The organism is Pusillimonas minor (genome assembly GCF_014237865.1).
Classification (GTDB): Bacteria; Pseudomonadota; Gammaproteobacteria; order Burkholderiales; family Burkholderiaceae_B; genus Neopusillimonas; species Neopusillimonas minor.
Genome location: NZ_JACJUU010000012.1, coordinates 1 through 18,105, shown reverse-complemented (window position 1 = coordinate 18,105; position 18,105 = coordinate 1). Strand labels below are relative to the sequence as shown.

Below are 18,105 nucleotides of genomic sequence, written 5' to 3'. Positions count from 1 at the left end.
CTCCTTCGTTAGGCAGGCTTAGCCCACCATGACTTCGCCCCCGTCGACGGGGATAGATTGACCATTTACAGCACTGGCGCCCGGCTGACACAGCCAGGCAATCGCGTCAGCGACTTCGGCCGGTTGCACCAGACGACCCTGAGGGTTGCCTTCGGCCAGCTTGGCCTTGGCTTCGTCAAGCGACATGCCCGTTTTTTGCATGATGTTGTCAAGCGCCTCGCGAACCAGATCAGTTTCGGTGTAACCCGGGCACACGGCATTGACCGTAATACCTTTGCGGGCCACTTCGAGCGCCAGCGAACGCGTTAAACCAACCACGCCATGTTTGGCGGCGCAGTAGGCACTGACATAAGCATACCCTTGCAAACCGGCGGTACTGGCCACATTGACAATGCGCCCCCACTTGGCCGCCAGCATATCTGGCATGGCGGCTTGAATACAGTGGAATGTGCCGGTCAGGTTAACGGCCAGCATCTGATGCCAGCCGTCTTCGGTTAAACGATCGAAACGTTCGCTGATCGCCTGACCTGCATTATTGACAAGGATTTCGATGGGCCCGAAGCGCTCGCGCGCTTGGGCAAAGGCAGCCTTGACCACCGCCCCTTCGACAATATCGCCGGTGACGTAAGCAACGTCACCCAGCGCAGCCAATTGTTCGGTTGCCTTTTGCAACGACGAGGAGCTGCGTCCCATGAGGGTGACCTTGCAACCTTGCTGCAGCAGGCGCTCGGCCACCATCAGACCGATGCCCCGAGAGGCACCGGTGACCAAGGCGTGCCGCGGCGTTCCCGCCGCAGCGCCGGTCATTTGCCGACCGGCTGTGCGTAAGCAGCAGCCCGCTCGAAGTTCGTTTCAAGCTGACGTTTGGCCGGGAAGTACTGCTTGGGCCAGGTGACGTCGGTGAAGCCAATGCGTGCAGATTCACGCAGCGTCCAGGCCGAGTCGGCCAGATGAGGACGACCTACAGCGCAGAGGTCGGCACGACCCGAGGCGATGATACTGTTGACATGGTCGGCTTCGAAAATGGCGCCAACCGCACTGGTCGGGATACCGGCTTCGTTGCGAACGCGGTCGGCAAACGGTGTTTGATACATACGGCCATAGACCGGTTTCTCGTGACGCACCACCTGACCGGACGAGCAGTCGACCAGGTCGACACCAGCCGCCTTGAACATACGGGCAATTTCGATGGCGTCGTCGGGTGTGATACCGCCTTCGGCCCAGTCGTGTGCCGAGATGCGAACAGCCATGGGCAGGTTCTGCGGCCAGACAGCGCGGATGGCTTTGAAAACTTCGAGCGGGTAGCGCATGCGGTTTTCGAGCGAACCACCGTACTCGTCTTTACGTACGTTAGTAAGCGGCGAAATGAAGCTGGACAGCAAGTAGCCGTGTGCGCAATGCAACTCGAGCCAGTCGAAGCCAGCGGTCACAGCGCGACGTGTTGCGGCCACAAACTGATCGCGGACCTCGTCCATTTGGGCGCGTGTGATTTCTGACGGTGTTTGAGACACGCCTTCGATGTATGGGATGGGCGACGCCGAAACGATAGGCCAATTGCCTTCGTCAAGCGGCAAATCGGTGCCTTCCCAGCTGACCTTGGTCGATGCCTTGCGGCCGGCATGCCCAATCTGGACGCCGACTTTAGCGTCGGTATTCTGGTGAATGAAGTCAGTAATGCGCTTGAATGCCGATGCCTGCTCATCGTTCCAGAGGCCAGGGCAAGCGGGCGTAATACGGGCTTCGGGCGAGACACACGTCATTTCGACCATGACCAAACCGGCGCCGCCCATGGCACGCGAACCCAGATGGACCAGGTGGAAGTCGCCCGGTACGCCGTCAACGCACGAATACATGGCCATTGGCGACATGACGATACGGTTTTTAAGCGTAACGTCGCGCAGTTTGAACGGTGTATGCATGGGGGGCACGGGGTGATCGCCGTCGGCTTTGGCACCCGACTGCTTGGCCAGCCAGCGCTCGTAGCCGTCGATCCATTTCGGGTCACGCACGCGCAGGTTTTCGTGCGAGATACGCTGCGAACGGGTCAGCAACGAATAAGCAAACTGCTCAGGCTCGAAGTTTTCGTAGCGCGACACGTTCTCGAACCACTCGGTCGAGTTGCGGGCGGCGTTCTGGATTTTTGCAACTTCAATGCTACGGACATCTTCGTAGTGCTGCAGACCTTCGTTAAGGTCGAGGTTCTTGGCGATCAGGCAGCGATGCAATTCGATCGCGTCTTCAAGCGCCAACTTAGTACCCGAGCCAATGGAATAGTGTGCGGTGTGAACGGCATCGCCCATGAGAATGATGGGCACGGTACGGCCGTCGGGCAGCGTTTGACGATGTACCCACTTGCCGCAGATAACGCGGGGGAAACGGATCCAGATGGCCGAACCGCGCAGGTGCGACGCGTTGGAAATAAGCGGATTGCCGTCGAGGTAAGGTGCGAAAATCTTTTCGCAGAAGGCAATGCCGTCTTCCTGGCTCATCTTGTCGATGCCGTGCGCCTGCCAGGTTTCGTCGCGGGTTTCAACAATAAAGGTCGATGTACCGGGCTCGAACTGGTAGGCGTGCGCCTGGAACCAGCCATGCTCTGTTTTGACGAAAGCAAATGTAAAGGCGTCGAACGTTTTTTTGGTGCCCAGCCACACAAAACGGCAGTGGCGGGTGTCGATGTCGGGCTGGTAGGTGTCGGCGTAGCGTGTACGAACACGGCTGTTCAGGCCGTCGGAGGCGATGACGAGATCGGCCTTATATTTAACAGCAATTTCCTGATCGTCGGTAACTTCGGTTTCGAACACGAGGTTCACGTCAAGCTCTTTGCAACGATCTTGCAGGATATTAAGCAGCTTTTTACGACCAATACCAATAAAGCCATGACCGCCGCTACGTATTGCGCGGTCTTTGTAAAGAATTTCGATGTCGTCCCAGTGGTTAAACGCCTGCGCGATGCGCTCTGCCGAGACCGGATCGGCTTCTTTCAGGTTTTCGAGGGTGGCGTCTGAAAACACAACACCCCAGCCAAATGTATCGTACGGTCGATTGCGCTCGATGACGGTTACTTCGTGGCTGGGATCGCTGAGCTTCATGAGCAGACCAAAATACAGGCCAGCGGGACCTCCACCAATACATACGATATTCATGAGCGTTCTCCGAGAGTTTTCTTGAAATTTGAGCGCGTTTGGCAAGAGGTACGCGCAAACCTTATTTAGTTTAGGTTTAAACTATATACAGAAAAAAAACAGCGTGCAATGCTTTTTTTATGCCGCGTCGCACAATATCCGGGACACTAGAAATAACCCCTAATAGAAAACTTCAAGATTAAACTATATAAATGGTAAATCTTGACATTGTTTTCGTTTAGACTTGCACTAGTTTGGCTGCATTTTCGACCAAATTCTATGCATTTAAACCGGTTGCCCATGAACGCTTTGCACTCCCTTAACGGCGAACTCTCCCGACCCGACCTTGAAAGCCGGGCCGGCCCCGACGACCACGACGACCTGCGTCTATGGCTGCGGTTGCTCACGTGCTGCAACCTCATCGAAGGCGACATCCGCAGACGCCTGCGCATCGATTTCGAAACCACACTACCCCGTTTCGACCTGATGGCCCAACTGCTGCGCGTGCCCGAAGGCATGAAAATGAGCGAGCTGTCCCGTCATATGATGGTAACTAACGGCAACATTACCGGCATTACCGACCAGCTCGAAAAAGAAGGTCTGGTCGAACGCCTGAAGGTCGCCTCCGACCGTCGCAGTTCCATTATTCGCCTGACGCCAAAGGGCAAGCGCGCTTTCAAGAAAATGGCCGATGCGCACGAACACTGGATTCAAAGCCTGTTCAGCGGGCTGTCCGACAAAAGCCGAAAGGCGCTGTTCGATGCGCTTGGCGAGCTTAAATTGCTGGCCCAAACCCGCCTGGCCGCGCGCGACTAGTCGCACTGGCTGCATACGATAAAATGAGCTTTTGCCCGCACTGCGGGCCTCATTTTTTGTGCGAGTGCAGCCATGGCCGTCAATTTGCAAATCCCCGAAAAATCCAGTGTATTTCCGGTCGCCGGCATCGAAATCGGCATCGCCGAAGCCGGCATCCGTAAAGCCAACCGCAAAGACCTGACCGTTTTTCGTCTGGCCCCTGGTACCGCCGTTGCCGGCGTGTTTACGCAAAACCGCTTCCGGGCTGCGCCCGTGCAGGTCTGCGAGGCCAACCTGGCATCGGGGTCTGAAATTCGTGCGCTGGTTGTCAACACCGGCAATGCCAACGCCGGCACCGGCGCCCCCGGGCTTAAAGCCACGCACGACACGTGCGAAGCACTGGCCAAACTGTTGGGGCTATCAGCCCATCAAATTTTGCCGTTTTCCACGGGCGTGATTCTCGAACCCCTGCCAGTCGATCGCCTGGTGGCCGGGCTGCCCGCAGCCATCGGCAACCTGGCGCCAGACAACTGGTTCGACGCCGCCTACGGCATCATGACCACCGACACCCTGCCCAAAATCAGTTCCCGTCGTGTCGACATCAACGGCCACACCGTGACGATTACCGGCATCAGCAAAGGCGCCGGCATGATCAAGCCCAATATGGCCACCATGCTGGGGTACCTGGCGACCGACGCAGGTATTGCGCCGGCATTGCTTAAAGAAGTAGCCAGCGACCTGGCCAACCAGTCATTTAATCGTATTACCGTCGATGGCGACACGTCGACCAATGACTCGTTCATTGTCATGGCCACCGGCCAGTGCGGGCTGTCGGTCGACTCGCGCGAACACCCCGCCTACGCCGCGCTTTACCAGGCATTGGCCGAAGCCGCCCTTGAGCTGGCGCAAAAAATCGTGCGCGACGCCGAAGGCGCCACCAAGTTCATGACAATCCAGGTCGAAGGCGCCGGCAATACCGATGAAGCCCTTAAAGTGGCCTATGCAGTGGCTCACTCGCCCCTGGTCAAAACCGCCTTCTACGCCAGCGACCCAAACCTGGGCCGTATTTTGGCTGCAATTGGCTATGCCGGCATTGCCGATCTGGACGTCGGCGGCGTCAACCTGTGGCTGGGCGACGTGCTGGTGGCCAGCAACGGCCAGCGGCACCCCGACTACATCGAAGCAGACGGGCAACGCATCATGAAAGACGCTGAAATCAAGGTACGTATTGCACTTGGGCGTGGCAACGCCACCGAAACCGTCTACACCTGCGACTTCTCGCACGACTATGTCAGCATCAACGCCGACTACCGCTCGTAAGTTTGCACCCTTGCCAAAACACAACAGCCGGGGCGCCTGGCACACGGTTACCGGCCCTTAGCTGTTGACTTCAAACGGTTTTTTAGGCCATAATAGCCAGCTTGGCGTTTTGCCAAGATATTTTTTTGAGGTATTCCCACATGTACGCGGTCATAAAAACCGGTGGCAAACAGTATCGTGTTGTCGCTGGCCAAAAACTCAAGGTAGAACAGATACCAGCAGACATCGGGCAAGAAATCTCGCTAGACCAGGTATTGTCAGTAGGCGAAGGCGACCAGCTTAAAATTGGTACTCCTTTGGTCGCCGGTGCCGTGGTCAAGGCAACTGTTCTTGCGCAAGGTCGGCACGACAAGGTCAAAATCTTCAAAATGCGCCGTCGCAAGCACTATCAAAAGCGTCAAGGCCATCGTCAAAACTACACCGAACTGCGCATTGACACTGTCAACGTGTAATTTCGGATAAGGTCATCAGGAGCTAAACATGGCACAAAAGAAAGGCGGCGGCTCAACGCGGAACGGTCGCGATTCAGAATCGAAACGACTGGGTGTAAAGGTTTACGGTGGTCAGGCTATTAACGCCGGTTCCATTATTGTTCGTCAGCGTGGCACGCAATTCCATCCCGGCGTCAACGTCGGTATTGGTAAAGACCACACGCTGTACTCGCTGGTCGACGGCCAGGTCAAGTTCGCCGTTAAAGGCGCACTGAACAAGCGCACCGTATCGGTTGTATCGGCTGACTAAGCTCTGCAATCTTGCGCGCAAAGCCCTACCAGCCGGTAGGGCTTTTTGTTTTAGAATATCTTCTTAATTTTTAAGCGACGGGCCCCATGAAATTCGTAGACGAAGCCACCATCGAAGTTATTGCCGGTAAGGGCGGTAACGGCGCCGCGAGCTTTCGCCGCGAAAAGTTCATCCCCAGGGGTGGGCCTGACGGCGGTGACGGCGGGCGTGGCGGCAGTATTTATGCCATCGCCGACCGCAACATCAATACCCTTATCGACTTCCGCTATTCGCGCCTGCATCGCGCCAAAAACGGCGAGAACGGCCGCGGGTCTGACCAATACGGCGCAGCTGCCCCCGACATCACGTTGCGCGTGCCGGTTGGCACCACCATCTTCGACGCCGACACCGGCGAGCAATTGTTCGACCTCGATCGCCACAACCAGCAAGTTACGCTGGCGGCAGGCGGCGACGGCGGCAAAGGCAACCTGCACTTCAAGTCCAGTACCAATCGCGCACCCAAGCAGTTTACCTATGGCCAAGAAGGCGCGCAGCGCCGCCTGCGCTTCGAGCTTAAAGTACTGGCCGATGTCGGCCTGCTTGGCTTGCCCAACGCCGGCAAGTCAACTTTCATCAGCCGGGTCTCAAACGCACGCCCCAAAATTGCCGACTACCCGTTTACAACGTTGCACCCCAACCTGGGTGTTGTACGCACGTCCGAATCCCGCAGCTTTGTTATCGCCGACATCCCCGGGCTCATCGAAGGCGCCTCCGAAGGCGCCGGGCTGGGGCACTTGTTCTTGCGCCATCTATCGCGCACACGGGTACTGTTGCATCTGGTCGATGTCTCCTCGCCCGACCCCGACATCGACCCGGTCGGCCCTGCAGTTGAAGGCGCCAAGGCCATTGTCGAAGAGCTTCGCAAGTACGACCAAACCTTGTACGACAAACCCCGTTGGCTTGTACTTAACAAGCTCGACATGGTGACCGACCCCGAAGACGTCAAAAAGCGCATTTGCAAGGCGCTTGACTGGAACGGCCCGGTTTTTGCCATTTCTGCACTTACCGGCGAAGGCACCCAGGACCTGATCTGGGCACTGCAAGACTGGCTCGACGAAGAGCGACAGCGCGCCAATACGGCATCCGACAAGGCCGACGGCTCGTATGTTGCCGAAGACCCGCGCTTTGACGATACCCGTGGTCCGGCCGAAACGCCCGACGCCCCCTGACACAGCATCGCCCTCCCTTTTTACTTCAGTTTCAGCCATGTCTTCCGAGACCTCAGTCGTCGCCAAATCGAAACGTATCGTTGCCAAAGTCGGCTCTTCTCTGGTCACCAACGAAGGGCGAGGCATCGACCTGGTCGCTGTCGGTGAATGGGCTGCGCAAATCGCCGCCCTGCACCAGCAAGGGCGCGAGGTTGTGCTGGTATCCAGCGGCGCCATTGCCGAAGGCATGGCACGGCTGGGATGGGCCAAGCGGCCGCAGGCCATGCACGAACTTCAGGCTGCTGCCGCTGTCGGCCAGATGGGCCTGGTACAAGCCTACGAAGTTGCCTTTGCACGTCATGGCATTCGTACAGCACAAATTCTGCTTACCCACGAAGACCTGGCCGACCGCGAACGCTACCTGAACGCCCGCACGACGCTGTACACCTTGCTGTCGCTGGGCGTGGTGCCCATCGTCAACGAAAACGACACCGTCGTTACCGATGAAATCCGTTTTGGCGACAACGACACGCTAGGCGCACTGGTCACCAACCTCATCGAGGCCGACGCGCTTATTATTCTTACCGATCAGGCAGGTCTGTTTAGTGCTGACCCACGCAAAAACCCCGACGCCGAACTGATTCAAGTGGCGCAGGCCGGAGACCCGGCCCTGGAATCCATGGCGGGCGGCGCCGGCAGCGGCATCGGAACAGGTGGCATGCTCACAAAAGTAATGGCAGCACGGCGCGCGGCCAATAGCGGGGCCCACACCATTATTGCATCGGGTCGCGAGCCCCATGTGTTGCAGCGACTGGCCAACGGCGAACGTATCGGCAGCGAGCTGCGCGCCCTGCTCCCGGTAAGGTCTGCGCGTCAGCGCTGGATCGCCAATCACCTGCGGCTGCGCGGCAAAGTCACCCTGGATGACGGCGCAGTCAAGGCCCTGACCAGCGGACGCAAAAGCCTGCTGCCCATTGGCGTCATCAATGTAGAAGGCGACTTCGAGCGTGGCGATGTGGTGGCTTGTATCGACCAGCAGGGTCGCGAATGCGGCCGTGGCCTGATCAACTATTCGGCCACCGACACACGGCGCATCATGCGCCAGCCCACGGCACGTATCCCCGAGATACTCGGCAGCATGTCGGATGCCGAACTGATGCATCGCGACAATATGGTGTTCTTGCGGCAATCGTAGGCCGGGTTGAACGCTTGATCCCGGCGCTAGCTTGTGCCGGGCTGCCGCTTTGGCAAACACATTGTTATGCCTTGCAAGCTCGGGCGTGGTAACAGCGCTGCCTCGCCTACGCCATCGGCCCTACAAACATATAGCCTGTGCCGTGCAAAGAACGCACCGGCAGCTCGAGGTTGCGCGCCTGAAATTTACGACGTAGGCGGCTGACCAGCACGCTTAATCGTTCGCGTTTTACGCCCTCGGCTTCGGTCGCCAGAAAACTGCCTGCCGCCTTCAACAATTGCTCGTGCGTTGCACTGCGCTCGTGCGACGACGCCAGCGCCAGCATAAAGGCGCGCTCGGTCGTTGTCAGTGCCACTTCTTGCCCATCAGGGCTGATCAGCTTCCAGGCGTTCTCGGCAAAACGCCATGCGGGCGAGGCGTTAGATGCCGGGGCAACCGGGTCGATGCCGGCCATACGCCGCAACAACGAAAACACGCCCGCCACTACCAGGCGGTCGGACGCCGTTGGCGTGAAATATATATCGATACCCGATTGCAGCGCCAGCAGTTGGGTGTCTTCGTGCAGGTTGGGCACAAACGCAGCAATGCCCATATGCGGAAAATCGGTACGCAATAAATGCGCCAGTGCGGCGTTTTCGGCCAGCATGCCGCACAACACTGCAAACATATGCGGCGGGCCGCTTTTAGCCCCCGGTGCGCGTTGTCGTGCCAGGATGGCCGCCTTCGACAACAATTGCGACGCGTTCTTGCAACTGACACGTTCAAAGCCCGCAGCGCCCAGTGTTTTGCAACAGGCAGCGAAGTCTTGTTCGGAGACCTGAGCGGGCGTGTCTTCTGGCCCGTACCACAAGATGAGCGGTAGCGACATTGTCGTCATATTTTTCAAAACGTCATAAAAAATCTAACCGCTAATTTAACCTGAATATCACATACGTGTTTTTAATTATTACCAACGTGTTTGAATCAAGCGTTTCAATCACGTTTGTGAACACCTTATCCGAACGCCTTAAATACGCGCGCAAGCTGCGCGACCTGACCCAGAAGAAGCTGGCGCAGGCCGCGAAAGTTTCCCAGGGCGCCATCTCGAACTACGAAACCCGCTTGCGTGCCAGCCCACGGCACCTGCTGAAACTGGCTGCCGCATTAAAGGTAAACCCACTGTGGCTGGCCGAAGGCGTTGGGCCCATCGAAACACAACCCGTGGCCCTGCTGACCCTGCAGGACAACAGTCTGGCCAATCAAACCGCCGCAACCTGGCCCTTTGAGCGGATCAGCATTGCCGACGTCCAGTCATTATCTTCAGAACAGCGACACATGATTGAGGACGTGATACTGACCTGGACGCGAAACAGCGGCGCCGGCTAAAAAAGCACAACACCCCACAACCGGCGGCGCTACCCATAGCGCTACGCTCCATTTCGCGCAAGATGCACGCGCGGGCTGGCACAATTTCCCCCAATCTCCTATACTGCGCGCTCATGCAGGGGTACTTGCCTTCGGGCAGGTTGAGAAAAACCCTTTGTACCAGTACGGATAATGCCGATGCCGGGAGCAAAATCCTTCAGTGCTGTTGCCTCCCTATTCGGCTCCATAGTGTCATTTTGGAGCAACTATGACCACCCTCCCCCCGCTTTCTGCATCGGCCAAGGCCGACCCCGCCGCCGTCCAGGCTTTCCCCAACGCCCGCAAAATCTACCAAACCGGATCCCGCCCGGATATCCGCGTGCCTTTTCGCGAAATTTCGCAACACGCCACCCCGGACGTGGATGGAGAGGAACCCAACCCGCCCATTACGGTATATGACACCAGCGGCCCCTATACCGACCCGGATGTCATCATTGATATTCGCAAGGGCCTGGCAGAGGTCAGAACGCCGTGGATCGACGAGCGCGACGACACAGAGCGGCTGCCCGGCCCAAGCAGTGCATTTGGCCAGGCACGTCGGCACGACCCCGCAACCGACGCCCTGCGCTTCGATTTGAAACGTTTGCCGCGTCGCGCTATTGCCGGTCGCAACGTAACCCAAATGCACTACGCCCGCCGCGGGCTCGTGACGCCGGAAATGGAATATGTAGCGATTCGCGAGAACCTGCGACGCGACGCCTACCTGGACAGCCTGAAGGCGTTAGGCCAAAAGGGCGAGCGCATGTATCGGCAACTGACACGGGAGCACCCCGGCGCGCCTTTGGGTGCCAGTATTCCGACCATCATCACGCCCGAATTCGTACGCGACGAGATTGCGCGCGGACGGGCGATCATCCCGGCCAACATCAACCACCCCGAACTTGAGCCGATGATCATTGGCCGTAACTTTCTGGTGAAGATCAACGCCAACATCGGCAATTCGGCCCTACAGTCGGACATTGCCCAGGAAGTCGAGAAAATGACGTGGGCGACTCGCTGGGGCGGCGACACCGTCATGGACTTGTCGACCGGAAAGAATATCCATGAAACCCGCGAGTGGATCATCCGGAATTCGCCGGTGCCCATTGGCACCGTACCGCTTTACCAGGCCCTGGAAAAGGTCGATGGCAAAGCCGAAGACCTGACCTGGGAAATTTTCCGCGACACCTTGATCGAACAAGCTGAGCAAGGGGTGGACTACTTCACGATCCATGCCGGCGTGCGACTGCCCTTCATCCCGCTGACCGCCGAACGCCTGACCGGCATTGTGTCGCGGGGCGGTTCAATCATGGCCAAATGGTGTCTGGCACATCACCGCGAAAGCTTTCTGTATGAGCGCTTCGAAGAAATATGCGAGATCATGAAAGCTTATGACGTCAGCTTCTCGCTGGGGGACGGATTGCGGCCAGGGTCCATTCATGACGCCAATGATGAAGCGCAGTTTGCCGAGCTGCGTACGTTGGGAGAACTGACCCAGATCGCCTGGAAGCACGACGTACAGGTCATGATCGAAGGCCCAGGTCACGTGCCTATGCACCTGATCAAACAGAACATGGACGAGCAGCTCAAACACTGCCACGAGGCGCCGTTCTACACACTTGGCCCCCTGACGACCGACATCGCGCCGGGCTACGATCACATCACGTCGGGTATTGGGGCTGCACTGATCGGCTGGTACGGCACAGCCATGTTGTGCTACGTCACACCCAAAGAACACCTGGGGCTGCCCGACAAGAAAGATGTCAAGGACGGCATCATTACCTACAAAATTGCAGCGCATGCGGCCGACCTGGCCAAAGGGCATCCGGGAGCAGCTATTCGCGACAACGCCCTGTCCAAGGCGCGCTTCGAGTTCCGCTGGGAAGATCAGTTCAACCTGGGACTTGACCCCGACACCGCACGCGATTTTCACGACCAGACATTACCCAAAGCTGCCATGAAAACCGCGCACTTCTGCTCGATGTGCGGCCCCCACTTTTGCAGCATGAAAATTACACAAGATGTGCGAGAGTACGCCGCCGGGCGAGGTGTCGAAGCAGAAAAAGCCTTGCAGCTAGGAATGCAGGAAAAGGCCGTAGAGTTTGTGAAACAAGGCAAACAGCTGTATTCCCGCGCTAAATAACACGCAAACCGGTGGCACGAAACTCTGCTGGAGTTGTCCCTGTCAGGCGTCGGAAAACACTGGTGAGATGACTTTGACCCGAAAAGCCCGTCAGCAGCGCAATCTGACTGATGGGCTGATCGGACTTGAGCAATAAGTGACGGGCACGCTCGATGCGGCGCTGAACCACATACTGGTGCAACGATTGCCCGACCTGCTTTTTAAAGGCGCGCGCAAAAAAATGAGGGCTATAGTCGGCAACGCCTGCCAGGGCAACCAGGCTTAAGTCCTGATCTAGCGCGGTGTCAATGTAATCGAGCACGCGCTGTACGCCCTGACGGGAAATACGTGCACTTTGCGCAGCTTGCGCCCGTTGCCGAATGACCCCGTCCCCCAGTGCATATAAAGTTTGCACCGCCATGGTGTGTGCCAGAGCATCGGTATAAAGGCGACCGCCCGTACCGGACGGCGCACGCAATTCGGACAACACGGCCAGCGCCAGTTGCTCCAGCAGCGGCTCGCTCTCACCCAGTATGGGCCTGATTTCAGCGCGACGCATATCGCCCTCGTACACCTCGGCAACAACCTGTTCGACAAGTGTCCGTCGCAAATACAGCAGCATGACCTGCGGCGCGCCAGCCACCTGCCATTGCGACTCGGTGTTAGGCGGGATTGTGCCGAAACATCGGGGCCGCAGGTCGGCCGAGTGCGTTTGCCCCGTACCCGGCAGACGCCGCCTGATATGCGCGGAACCGGCGACACAGTACGCCAGACAGAGGTGATCGACAGCCGGAACCGTAGCAGACCAGGATTGTTCGGTAGCCAACGATGCGTAAACATGCCGCCAGCCGAGGCCTTCGCTTGACACCACAAGACGATTACCCGCCAAAGAAGCGATGCGATGGGTCTCGCGGGACGGAAACTCTGCTTGGCTGGCCATAAGCTGCTTTTGCGCACAGGCGCGCACGGTTTAATGGTCTATCGGTCAATTCAGGCGAACGTCATCGTCTCGCCTCCCAATCACTATAAAGCATGACACCTCCGTCAACGGCACACATCGGGGTTAATCCCGATCCAGAATTTGACAAGCACCCACAGAAATCGAGTATCGGACCGCCGCGCTGCTCACGTAAAGTCAAGCCTTCTCAACTAAAACCTCGACTTCCTATGACTCATACCGACGTTCTTGTTATTGGGGGCAGCCTTGTCGGGCTGTCGGCAGCAGCCATGCTGGCACACCAGGGCATTTCGTGCCTTTGCATCGAGCGCCATCAGGGGACGGCCATTCACCCCCGGGCCGGACACTTCCATTTACGCACGCTTGAGGCATTTCGAGCCATTGGCCTGGAAGCCGCCGTACGCAAAGCATCTGAAGCGCAGTTTGATCCGGATGGCGGCATCAACGCCGTCGAGTCGCTGGCCGGCCGGGAAATAGCCCAATACATTGCCAACCTGAATGCCGGTGTTGAGCAGTACAGCCCCAGTCGTCGGCTGTTCATGACACAACAAAGCCTGGAACCCTTGCTACGAGAGCGCGCCCAGGAACTGGGCGCCGCACTAAACTACAGCACCGAACTCGTCGATTTCACGCAAGACGATCAGGGCGTTACGGCCAGGGTACGCCATCTCGACACGGGTAAAGAAGACAGTATCCGCGCCAAGTACATGATTGCCGCCGACGGAAACCGCAGCCCGGTCAGGCATAAGCTCGGCATCGATATGACCGGACACGGCGAGCTGTCGCACAGCGTCACGCTCTACTTCAAGGCCGACTGCAGTCGTTGGCTTGAAGGCCGTAATCTGGGTGTGATCTATGTGAATAATGACAAACTGCGGGGCTTCTTCCGTATGGTGCGCAGTGGTGAAGCCGGGTTTCTGGTGGTCAATACTGCGGGCGACATCAGCGACCCGCAGGCACACAACATTGCCGACGTCATTACGCCGCAACGGGCCGAAGCACTGGTTCGCGATGGCATTGGCGACGCCACTGTACCCATTGCGATTGAAGACATAGCACGCTGGCGCGCCGTCGCCGATGTCGCAACGGCGTTTTCAAACCAACGGGTGTTCCTGGCCGGCGATGCCGCGCACGTCGTGCCGCCTACGGGTGGGTTTGGTGGCAATACCGGGGTGCAAGATGCACATAATCTGTGCTGGAAACTGGCCCTGGTCATCAAAGGCATAGCGGCACCCGCACTTTTAAGTACCTACGATGCCGAGCGTCGCCCTGTTTGCGCGCTGACCATCGAACAGGCCTACACACGTTACGTGCTTAGAATCCACCCGGAACGTGATCGCACCGGCATGCAGCCCCTGGTCGACGACCTGAACATGGAAATCGGATACTTATACCGCTCGGCCGCCATCGCTACGCTAAAAGAAGACCACAATCTGGTTTACGAAGACCCGCGCACCGCCACAGGCCGCCCTGGCAGCCGGGCGCCGCACTTGCGACTTAACCATAACGGCACACCGTGCGCCGTGCTTGACCTGGCCGCAAAAGACCACCTGTTGCTGTGCGGGGCTGCGGGCCGAAAGTGGGCCGAAGCGGCGGCAGGCGCGGCAAAAATCCTGGGGCTGCCGCTCGCCGTCCATGTCTTGAACGCCGAATCTCCTGCAAATACCGAATCCGTCGGGAACCCGACAGGCTCACTCCAAGACGTCGAGCACCAATTCGAGTCTCGCTATCAGGTCTCGAGCAGCGGCGCCGTGCTGATCCGCCCCGACGGCTTCATTGCATGGAAGGCGCCTTCAGACGAAAACGCACGGCCCGGATACATGGAAGACGTGCTGGCCTGCGCTTTAGGCAGAGGGTAACTGGCAGCGCCAAAAGTGCATTGCAAAAAATAAACCCCGCTGCAAAAAACAGAGGGGTATCAACAATCTGAAACGGGGCCGAAGCCCCGTTTTTTACACCACTTGCCGCTTTACTTGCGCGTCAGCTGGCTGATGTCGCGTACCGCACCACGGTCGGCCGAGGTGGCCATTGCAGCGTAGGCCAGCAACGCCTGCGACACCACACGCTCGCGGCTTACCGGCTTCCAGGCTTTATCTCCACGCGCTTCCATAGCCGCGCGGCGCTGCTCGAGCTCGGCATCGGAAATCGCCAAATTGATGATGCGATTCGGGATGTCGATTTCGATGGTGTCGCCATCGTTGACCAAACCGATATTGCCGCCTTCGGCCGCTTCGGGTGAGGCATGGCCAATAACCAGCCCCGACGAGCCCCCGGAGAAACGGCCGTCGGTAAGCAACGCCGACGACGCACCCAGGCCTTTGGATTTGAGGTAAGACGTGGGGTACAGCATTTCTTGCATGCCGGGGCCACCTTTAGGGCCTTCGTAGCGAATGATGACGACGTCGCCCGCCTTGACTTCGTCTTCAAGAATGCCTGCAACGGCGTCTTCCTGGCTTTCGTAGACGCGGGCCTTGCCCGTGAACTTGAGAATGCTGTCGTCGACACCGGCGGTTTTAACAATACAGCCGTTGGGCGCCAGGTTGCCGTACAACACCGCCAGGCCGCCGTCTTGCGAATACGCATGCGCCTTGTCGCGGATACAACCGTTTTCGCGATCGACGTCTAGGGTGTCGTAATAACGGTCTTGGCTGAACGCCACCTGGGTAGGGATACCGCCTGGGGACGCACGGAAGAATTCGAGCACTTCGGGGTTGACATCGGGAGACTTGACGTCCCATTGCTTGATGGCGTTACCCAGCGTGCCACTATGCACGTTACCCACGTCAAGATTCAGCAAACCGGCCCGGGCCAGTTCGGCCAAAATACCAATAATGCCCCCGGCACGATGCACGTCTTCGATATGGTATTTGTCGGTCGCCGGCGCCACTTTAGACAAGCAGGGCACGCGACGCGAAATGTGATCGATGTCGGACATCGTGAAGTTGACGCCGGCCTCTTGGGCGGCGGCCAACAGGTGCAAAACAGTGTTGGTTGACCCGCCCATGGACACGTCGAGCGTCATGGCGTTTTCGAAAGCTTCGAAGGTGGCAATACTGCGCGGCAATACCGAGGCGTCGTCTTGTTCGTAGTAACGCTTGCACAGGTCAACCACCAATTTGCCGGCGTTTTCGAACAACGTTTTACGGCGCGCATGGGTAGCCACAATGGTACCGTTACCAGGCAACGACAAGCCCAGGGCTTCGGTCAGGCAGTTCATGGAGTTGGCGGTAAACATGCCCGAACACGAGCCGCAAGTGGGGCATGCGCTACGTTCGATTTCGGCCACTTCGGCGTCAGACACTTTATCGTCAGCCGCTTTAACCATGGCATCGACCAGGTCGAGCTTCATGATGATTTTTTTGCTGGTGGGGTCGATAACCTTACCCGCTTCCATGGGGCCGCCCGACACAAACACCACCGGGATATTCAGGCGCATGGCGGCCATGAGCATACCGGGGGTGATTTTGTCGCAATTGGAAATACACACCATGGCGTCGGCGCAGTGGGCATTGACCATGTATTCGACCGAGTCGGCGATGAGTTCGCGCGAGGGCAGCGAATACAGCATACCGCCGTGGCCCATGGCGATGCCGTCATCGACCGCAATGGTGTTGAATTCTTTGGCTACGCCGCCGGCCGCCTCGATTTGGCGGGCAACCAGTTGCCCCATGTCTTTAAGGTGAACGTGACCGGGCACAAACTGGGTAAACGAGTTGACGACGGCAATGATGGGTTTTTCGAAGTCGCCGTCTTTCATGCCGGTGGCACGCCAAAGCGCGCGGGCACCAGCCATGTTACGGCCGTGAGTCGAGGTACGGGAACGATATTGGGGCATGGAAATTCTCTGCAAATGTTGCGCTTGGATTTTTCAATGATACCAAGTATGAGGAGCTAGCGTTGATCAAAATCAAACTCGGCAAGCCCCTGATATGCCACGATGAATACATGTTCTAGGCGTGACCTGCAACAGCACTGGCCACAAGCCGCACCGCCGCCTGCCCAACAACAACGCCGGCGGCACTACCCAAGGAGCCCGCAATGTCGTTACCCCACAAGATGAATGCCATGGTGTACCACGGCCCTGGCCAAAAAGCCTGGGAGTCGGTCGACACACCGAAAGTCCTGCACCCCACCGACGCCATCATACGTGTAACCAAAACCACCATTTGCGGCACCGACCTGCATATTCTCAAGGGCGACGTACCCGCAGTGACCGACGGCCGCATTCTTGGGCACGAGGGCGTAGGCATTGTCGAAGCTGTCGGCGACGCCGTCAGTAACTTCAAACCCGGCGACCGGGTCCTGATTTCGTGCATTACCTCTTGCGGCAAATGCGAATACTGCAAAAAGCAAATGTATTCGCACTGCGAAGACGGCGGCTGGATTTTGGGCCATTTAATCAATGGCACACAGGCCGAATACGTACGCATACCTCATGCCGACAACAGCCTGTACCCGATTCCGGCCGGGTCCGACGAAGAAGCGTTGGTCATGTTAAGCGACATTTTGCCCACTGGCTTTGAAATCGGCGTGCTTTACGGCGCCGTAAAGCCGGGCGATACCGTGGCTATTGTGGGGGCCGGCCCGGTGGGCATGGCATCTTTACTGACGGCGCAGTTCTATTCGCCGGCACGCCTTATTATGGTCGACGTTGACGACGCCCGCCTGGATATGGCCATGAAGTTCGGCGCAACCGAAGTCATCAACAGCACCAAAACCGATGTCGCCGCGCATATCAAGGCCACCACCAAAGACGGCGTTGATGTGGCCATAGAAGCCGTGGGTATCCCGCAAACCTTTGACGTCTGCCAGAACATCATCCGCCCTGGGGGCCATCTGGCCAACGTCGGCGTGCACGGCACCAGCGTCGACCTGCAAATCCAGAAGCTCTGGATCCAGAACGTGACGATTACGACCGGGCTGGTCAATACCAACACCACCCCCATGTTGCTCAAAAACGTAACATCGGGCCGCTTGCAGCCCGAAGGGTTAATTACGCACCGCTTTACATTCAACGACTTCCCGAAAGCCTACGAGGTCTTCGGGAACGCCGCCAAAGAAAAAGCGATGAAAGTCATTATCAGCAACGATTAAGCCAGGCCCCGGCGTCAGATACGCCGGGCCGTGAGGAATGAATCAACCACGGCGCTCGCATGAGCGCTTCAGATTGCTGACAAACCCTCGCGTAAAACCGAGGGTTTGTTCATAATGGGGCATGCTAAAAGAACCTACTGCCTATCAGCATGAGCTTGAGATGGTGACGCTGGAATCGCTGGTTCCTC

15 protein-coding genes are annotated in these 18,105 nt (G+C 57.9%); 10 read left to right on the top strand and 5 right to left on the bottom strand.

What is annotated here, in order from left to right; translation table 11 throughout:
* Positions 1-18: 18 nt before the first annotated feature.
* The gene (locus GTU67_RS12645; protein ID WP_185780429.1) at positions 19-807 is read right to left on the bottom strand and encodes an SDR family NAD(P)-dependent oxidoreductase; all 789 of its coding nucleotides are present in this window, start codon (positions 805-807) and stop codon (positions 19-21) included.
* Positions 804-3,143, bottom strand: coding sequence for a bifunctional salicylyl-CoA 5-hydroxylase/oxidoreductase (locus GTU67_RS12640; protein ID WP_185780428.1), 2,340 nt, complete (start codon positions 3,141-3,143; stop codon positions 804-806). The genes GTU67_RS12645 and GTU67_RS12640 overlap by 4 nt, the downstream gene beginning before the upstream one ends.
* Before the next feature lie 279 nt (positions 3,144-3,422).
* On the opposite strand from GTU67_RS12640, the gene GTU67_RS12635 reads away from it, so the two are divergent.
* The 6 genes from GTU67_RS12635 to proB all read left to right on the top strand — a co-directional run bounded on the left by GTU67_RS12635 (position 3,423) and on the right by proB (position 8,360).
* A complete protein-coding gene (locus GTU67_RS12635) occupies positions 3,423-3,938 on the top strand; it encodes a MarR family winged helix-turn-helix transcriptional regulator (protein WP_249417709.1) in 516 nt (171 codons plus the stop codon).
* Between the two features lie 72 nt (positions 3,939-4,010).
* Positions 4,011-5,237 (top strand): bifunctional glutamate N-acetyltransferase/amino-acid acetyltransferase ArgJ, encoded by a 1,227-nt coding sequence (argJ, locus tag GTU67_RS12630; RefSeq protein WP_185780426.1) that lies wholly within the window; start codon positions 4,011-4,013, stop codon positions 5,235-5,237.
* Positions 5,238-5,377: 140 nt separating this feature from the next.
* Positions 5,378-5,689, top strand: coding sequence for a 50S ribosomal protein L21 (gene rplU / locus GTU67_RS12625; RefSeq protein ID WP_123660885.1), 312 nt, complete (start codon positions 5,378-5,380; stop codon positions 5,687-5,689).
* Between the two features lie 28 nt (positions 5,690-5,717).
* Positions 5,718-5,978, top strand: coding sequence for a 50S ribosomal protein L27 (gene rpmA / locus GTU67_RS12620; RefSeq protein ID WP_093969462.1), 261 nt, complete (start codon positions 5,718-5,720; stop codon positions 5,976-5,978).
* Positions 5,979-6,064: 86 nt separating this feature from the next.
* The gene (obgE, locus tag GTU67_RS12615) at positions 6,065-7,186 is read left to right on the top strand and encodes a GTPase ObgE (protein ID WP_185780425.1); all 1,122 of its coding nucleotides are present in this window, start codon (positions 6,065-6,067) and stop codon (positions 7,184-7,186) included.
* A gap of 37 nt (positions 7,187-7,223) precedes the next feature.
* Positions 7,224-8,360, top strand: a complete 1,137-nt coding sequence (gene proB, locus GTU67_RS12610; protein ID WP_185780424.1) for a glutamate 5-kinase — start codon at positions 7,224-7,226, stop codon at positions 8,358-8,360.
* 106 nt (positions 8,361-8,466) lie between these two features.
* On the opposite strand, the gene GTU67_RS12605 is transcribed toward proB, so the two are convergent.
* A complete protein-coding gene (locus GTU67_RS12605; RefSeq protein WP_221893371.1) occupies positions 8,467-9,237 on the bottom strand; it encodes a winged helix-turn-helix domain-containing protein in 771 nt (256 codons plus the stop codon).
* Positions 9,238-9,344: 107 nt separating this feature from the next.
* On the opposite strand from GTU67_RS12605, the gene GTU67_RS12600 reads away from it, so the two are divergent.
* The gene (locus GTU67_RS12600) at positions 9,345-9,725 is read left to right on the top strand and encodes a helix-turn-helix domain-containing protein (RefSeq protein ID WP_185780422.1); all 381 of its coding nucleotides are present in this window, start codon (positions 9,345-9,347) and stop codon (positions 9,723-9,725) included.
* 247 nt (positions 9,726-9,972) lie between these two features.
* Positions 9,973-11,886, top strand: a complete 1,914-nt coding sequence (gene thiC, locus GTU67_RS12595) for a phosphomethylpyrimidine synthase ThiC (RefSeq protein WP_185780421.1) — start codon at positions 9,973-9,975, stop codon at positions 11,884-11,886.
* Here the strand turns inward: thiC and GTU67_RS12590 are convergent.
* Positions 11,879-12,805, bottom strand: coding sequence for an AraC family transcriptional regulator (locus tag GTU67_RS12590; RefSeq protein ID WP_185780420.1), 927 nt, complete (start codon positions 12,803-12,805; stop codon positions 11,879-11,881). The genes thiC and GTU67_RS12590 overlap by 8 nt on opposite strands.
* Before the next feature lie 227 nt (positions 12,806-13,032).
* On the opposite strand from GTU67_RS12590, the gene GTU67_RS12585 reads away from it, so the two are divergent.
* Entirely contained in the window at positions 13,033-14,682 is a 1,650-nt protein-coding gene (locus GTU67_RS12585) for an FAD-dependent monooxygenase (protein ID WP_185780419.1), read from the top strand.
* A gap of 110 nt (positions 14,683-14,792) precedes the next feature.
* Here GTU67_RS12585 and ilvD read toward each other — a convergent pair whose 3' ends face one another.
* The gene (gene ilvD, locus GTU67_RS12580) at positions 14,793-16,658 is read right to left on the bottom strand and encodes a dihydroxy-acid dehydratase (RefSeq protein ID WP_185780418.1); all 1,866 of its coding nucleotides are present in this window, start codon (positions 16,656-16,658) and stop codon (positions 14,793-14,795) included.
* A 221-nt stretch (positions 16,659-16,879) separates the two neighbouring features.
* On the opposite strand from ilvD, the gene GTU67_RS12575 reads away from it, so the two are divergent.
* Positions 16,880-17,917, top strand: coding sequence for a zinc-dependent alcohol dehydrogenase family protein (locus tag GTU67_RS12575; protein ID WP_185780473.1), 1,038 nt, complete (start codon positions 16,880-16,882; stop codon positions 17,915-17,917).
* Positions 17,918-18,105: the final 188 nt, after the last annotated feature.

What these genes read in the sequence shown, in the direction of transcription:
- GTU67_RS12640 (WP_185780428.1), bottom strand. Translation starts at nt 3,143, where the DNA reads ATGAATATCGTATGTATTGGTGGAGGTCCCGCTGGCCTGTATTTTGGT.
- proB (WP_185780424.1), top strand. Translation starts at nt 7,224, where the DNA reads ATGTCTTCCGAGACCTCAGTCGTCGCCAAATCGAAACGTATCGTTGCC.
- argJ (WP_185780426.1), top strand. Translation starts at nt 4,011, where the DNA reads ATGGCCGTCAATTTGCAAATCCCCGAAAAATCCAGTGTATTTCCGGTC.
- rpmA (WP_093969462.1), top strand. Translation starts at nt 5,718, where the DNA reads ATGGCACAAAAGAAAGGCGGCGGCTCAACGCGGAACGGTCGCGATTCA.
- obgE (WP_185780425.1), top strand. Translation starts at nt 6,065, where the DNA reads ATGAAATTCGTAGACGAAGCCACCATCGAAGTTATTGCCGGTAAGGGC.
- GTU67_RS12635 (WP_249417709.1), top strand. Translation starts at nt 3,423, where the DNA reads ATGAACGCTTTGCACTCCCTTAACGGCGAACTCTCCCGACCCGACCTT.
- GTU67_RS12575 (WP_185780473.1), top strand. Translation starts at nt 16,880, where the DNA reads ATGAATGCCATGGTGTACCACGGCCCTGGCCAAAAAGCCTGGGAGTCG.
- rplU (WP_123660885.1), top strand. Translation starts at nt 5,378, where the DNA reads ATGTACGCGGTCATAAAAACCGGTGGCAAACAGTATCGTGTTGTCGCT.
- GTU67_RS12585 (WP_185780419.1), top strand. Translation starts at nt 13,033, where the DNA reads ATGACTCATACCGACGTTCTTGTTATTGGGGGCAGCCTTGTCGGGCTG.
- GTU67_RS12605 (WP_221893371.1), bottom strand. Translation starts at nt 9,237, where the DNA reads ATGACGACAATGTCGCTACCGCTCATCTTGTGGTACGGGCCAGAAGAC.
- GTU67_RS12645 (WP_185780429.1), bottom strand. Translation starts at nt 807, where the DNA reads ATGACCGGCGCTGCGGCGGGAACGCCGCGGCACGCCTTGGTCACCGGT.
- ilvD (WP_185780418.1), bottom strand. Translation starts at nt 16,658, where the DNA reads ATGCCCCAATATCGTTCCCGTACCTCGACTCACGGCCGTAACATGGCT.
- GTU67_RS12590 (WP_185780420.1), bottom strand. Translation starts at nt 12,805, where the DNA reads ATGGCCAGCCAAGCAGAGTTTCCGTCCCGCGAGACCCATCGCATCGCT.
- thiC (WP_185780421.1), top strand. Translation starts at nt 9,973, where the DNA reads ATGACCACCCTCCCCCCGCTTTCTGCATCGGCCAAGGCCGACCCCGCC.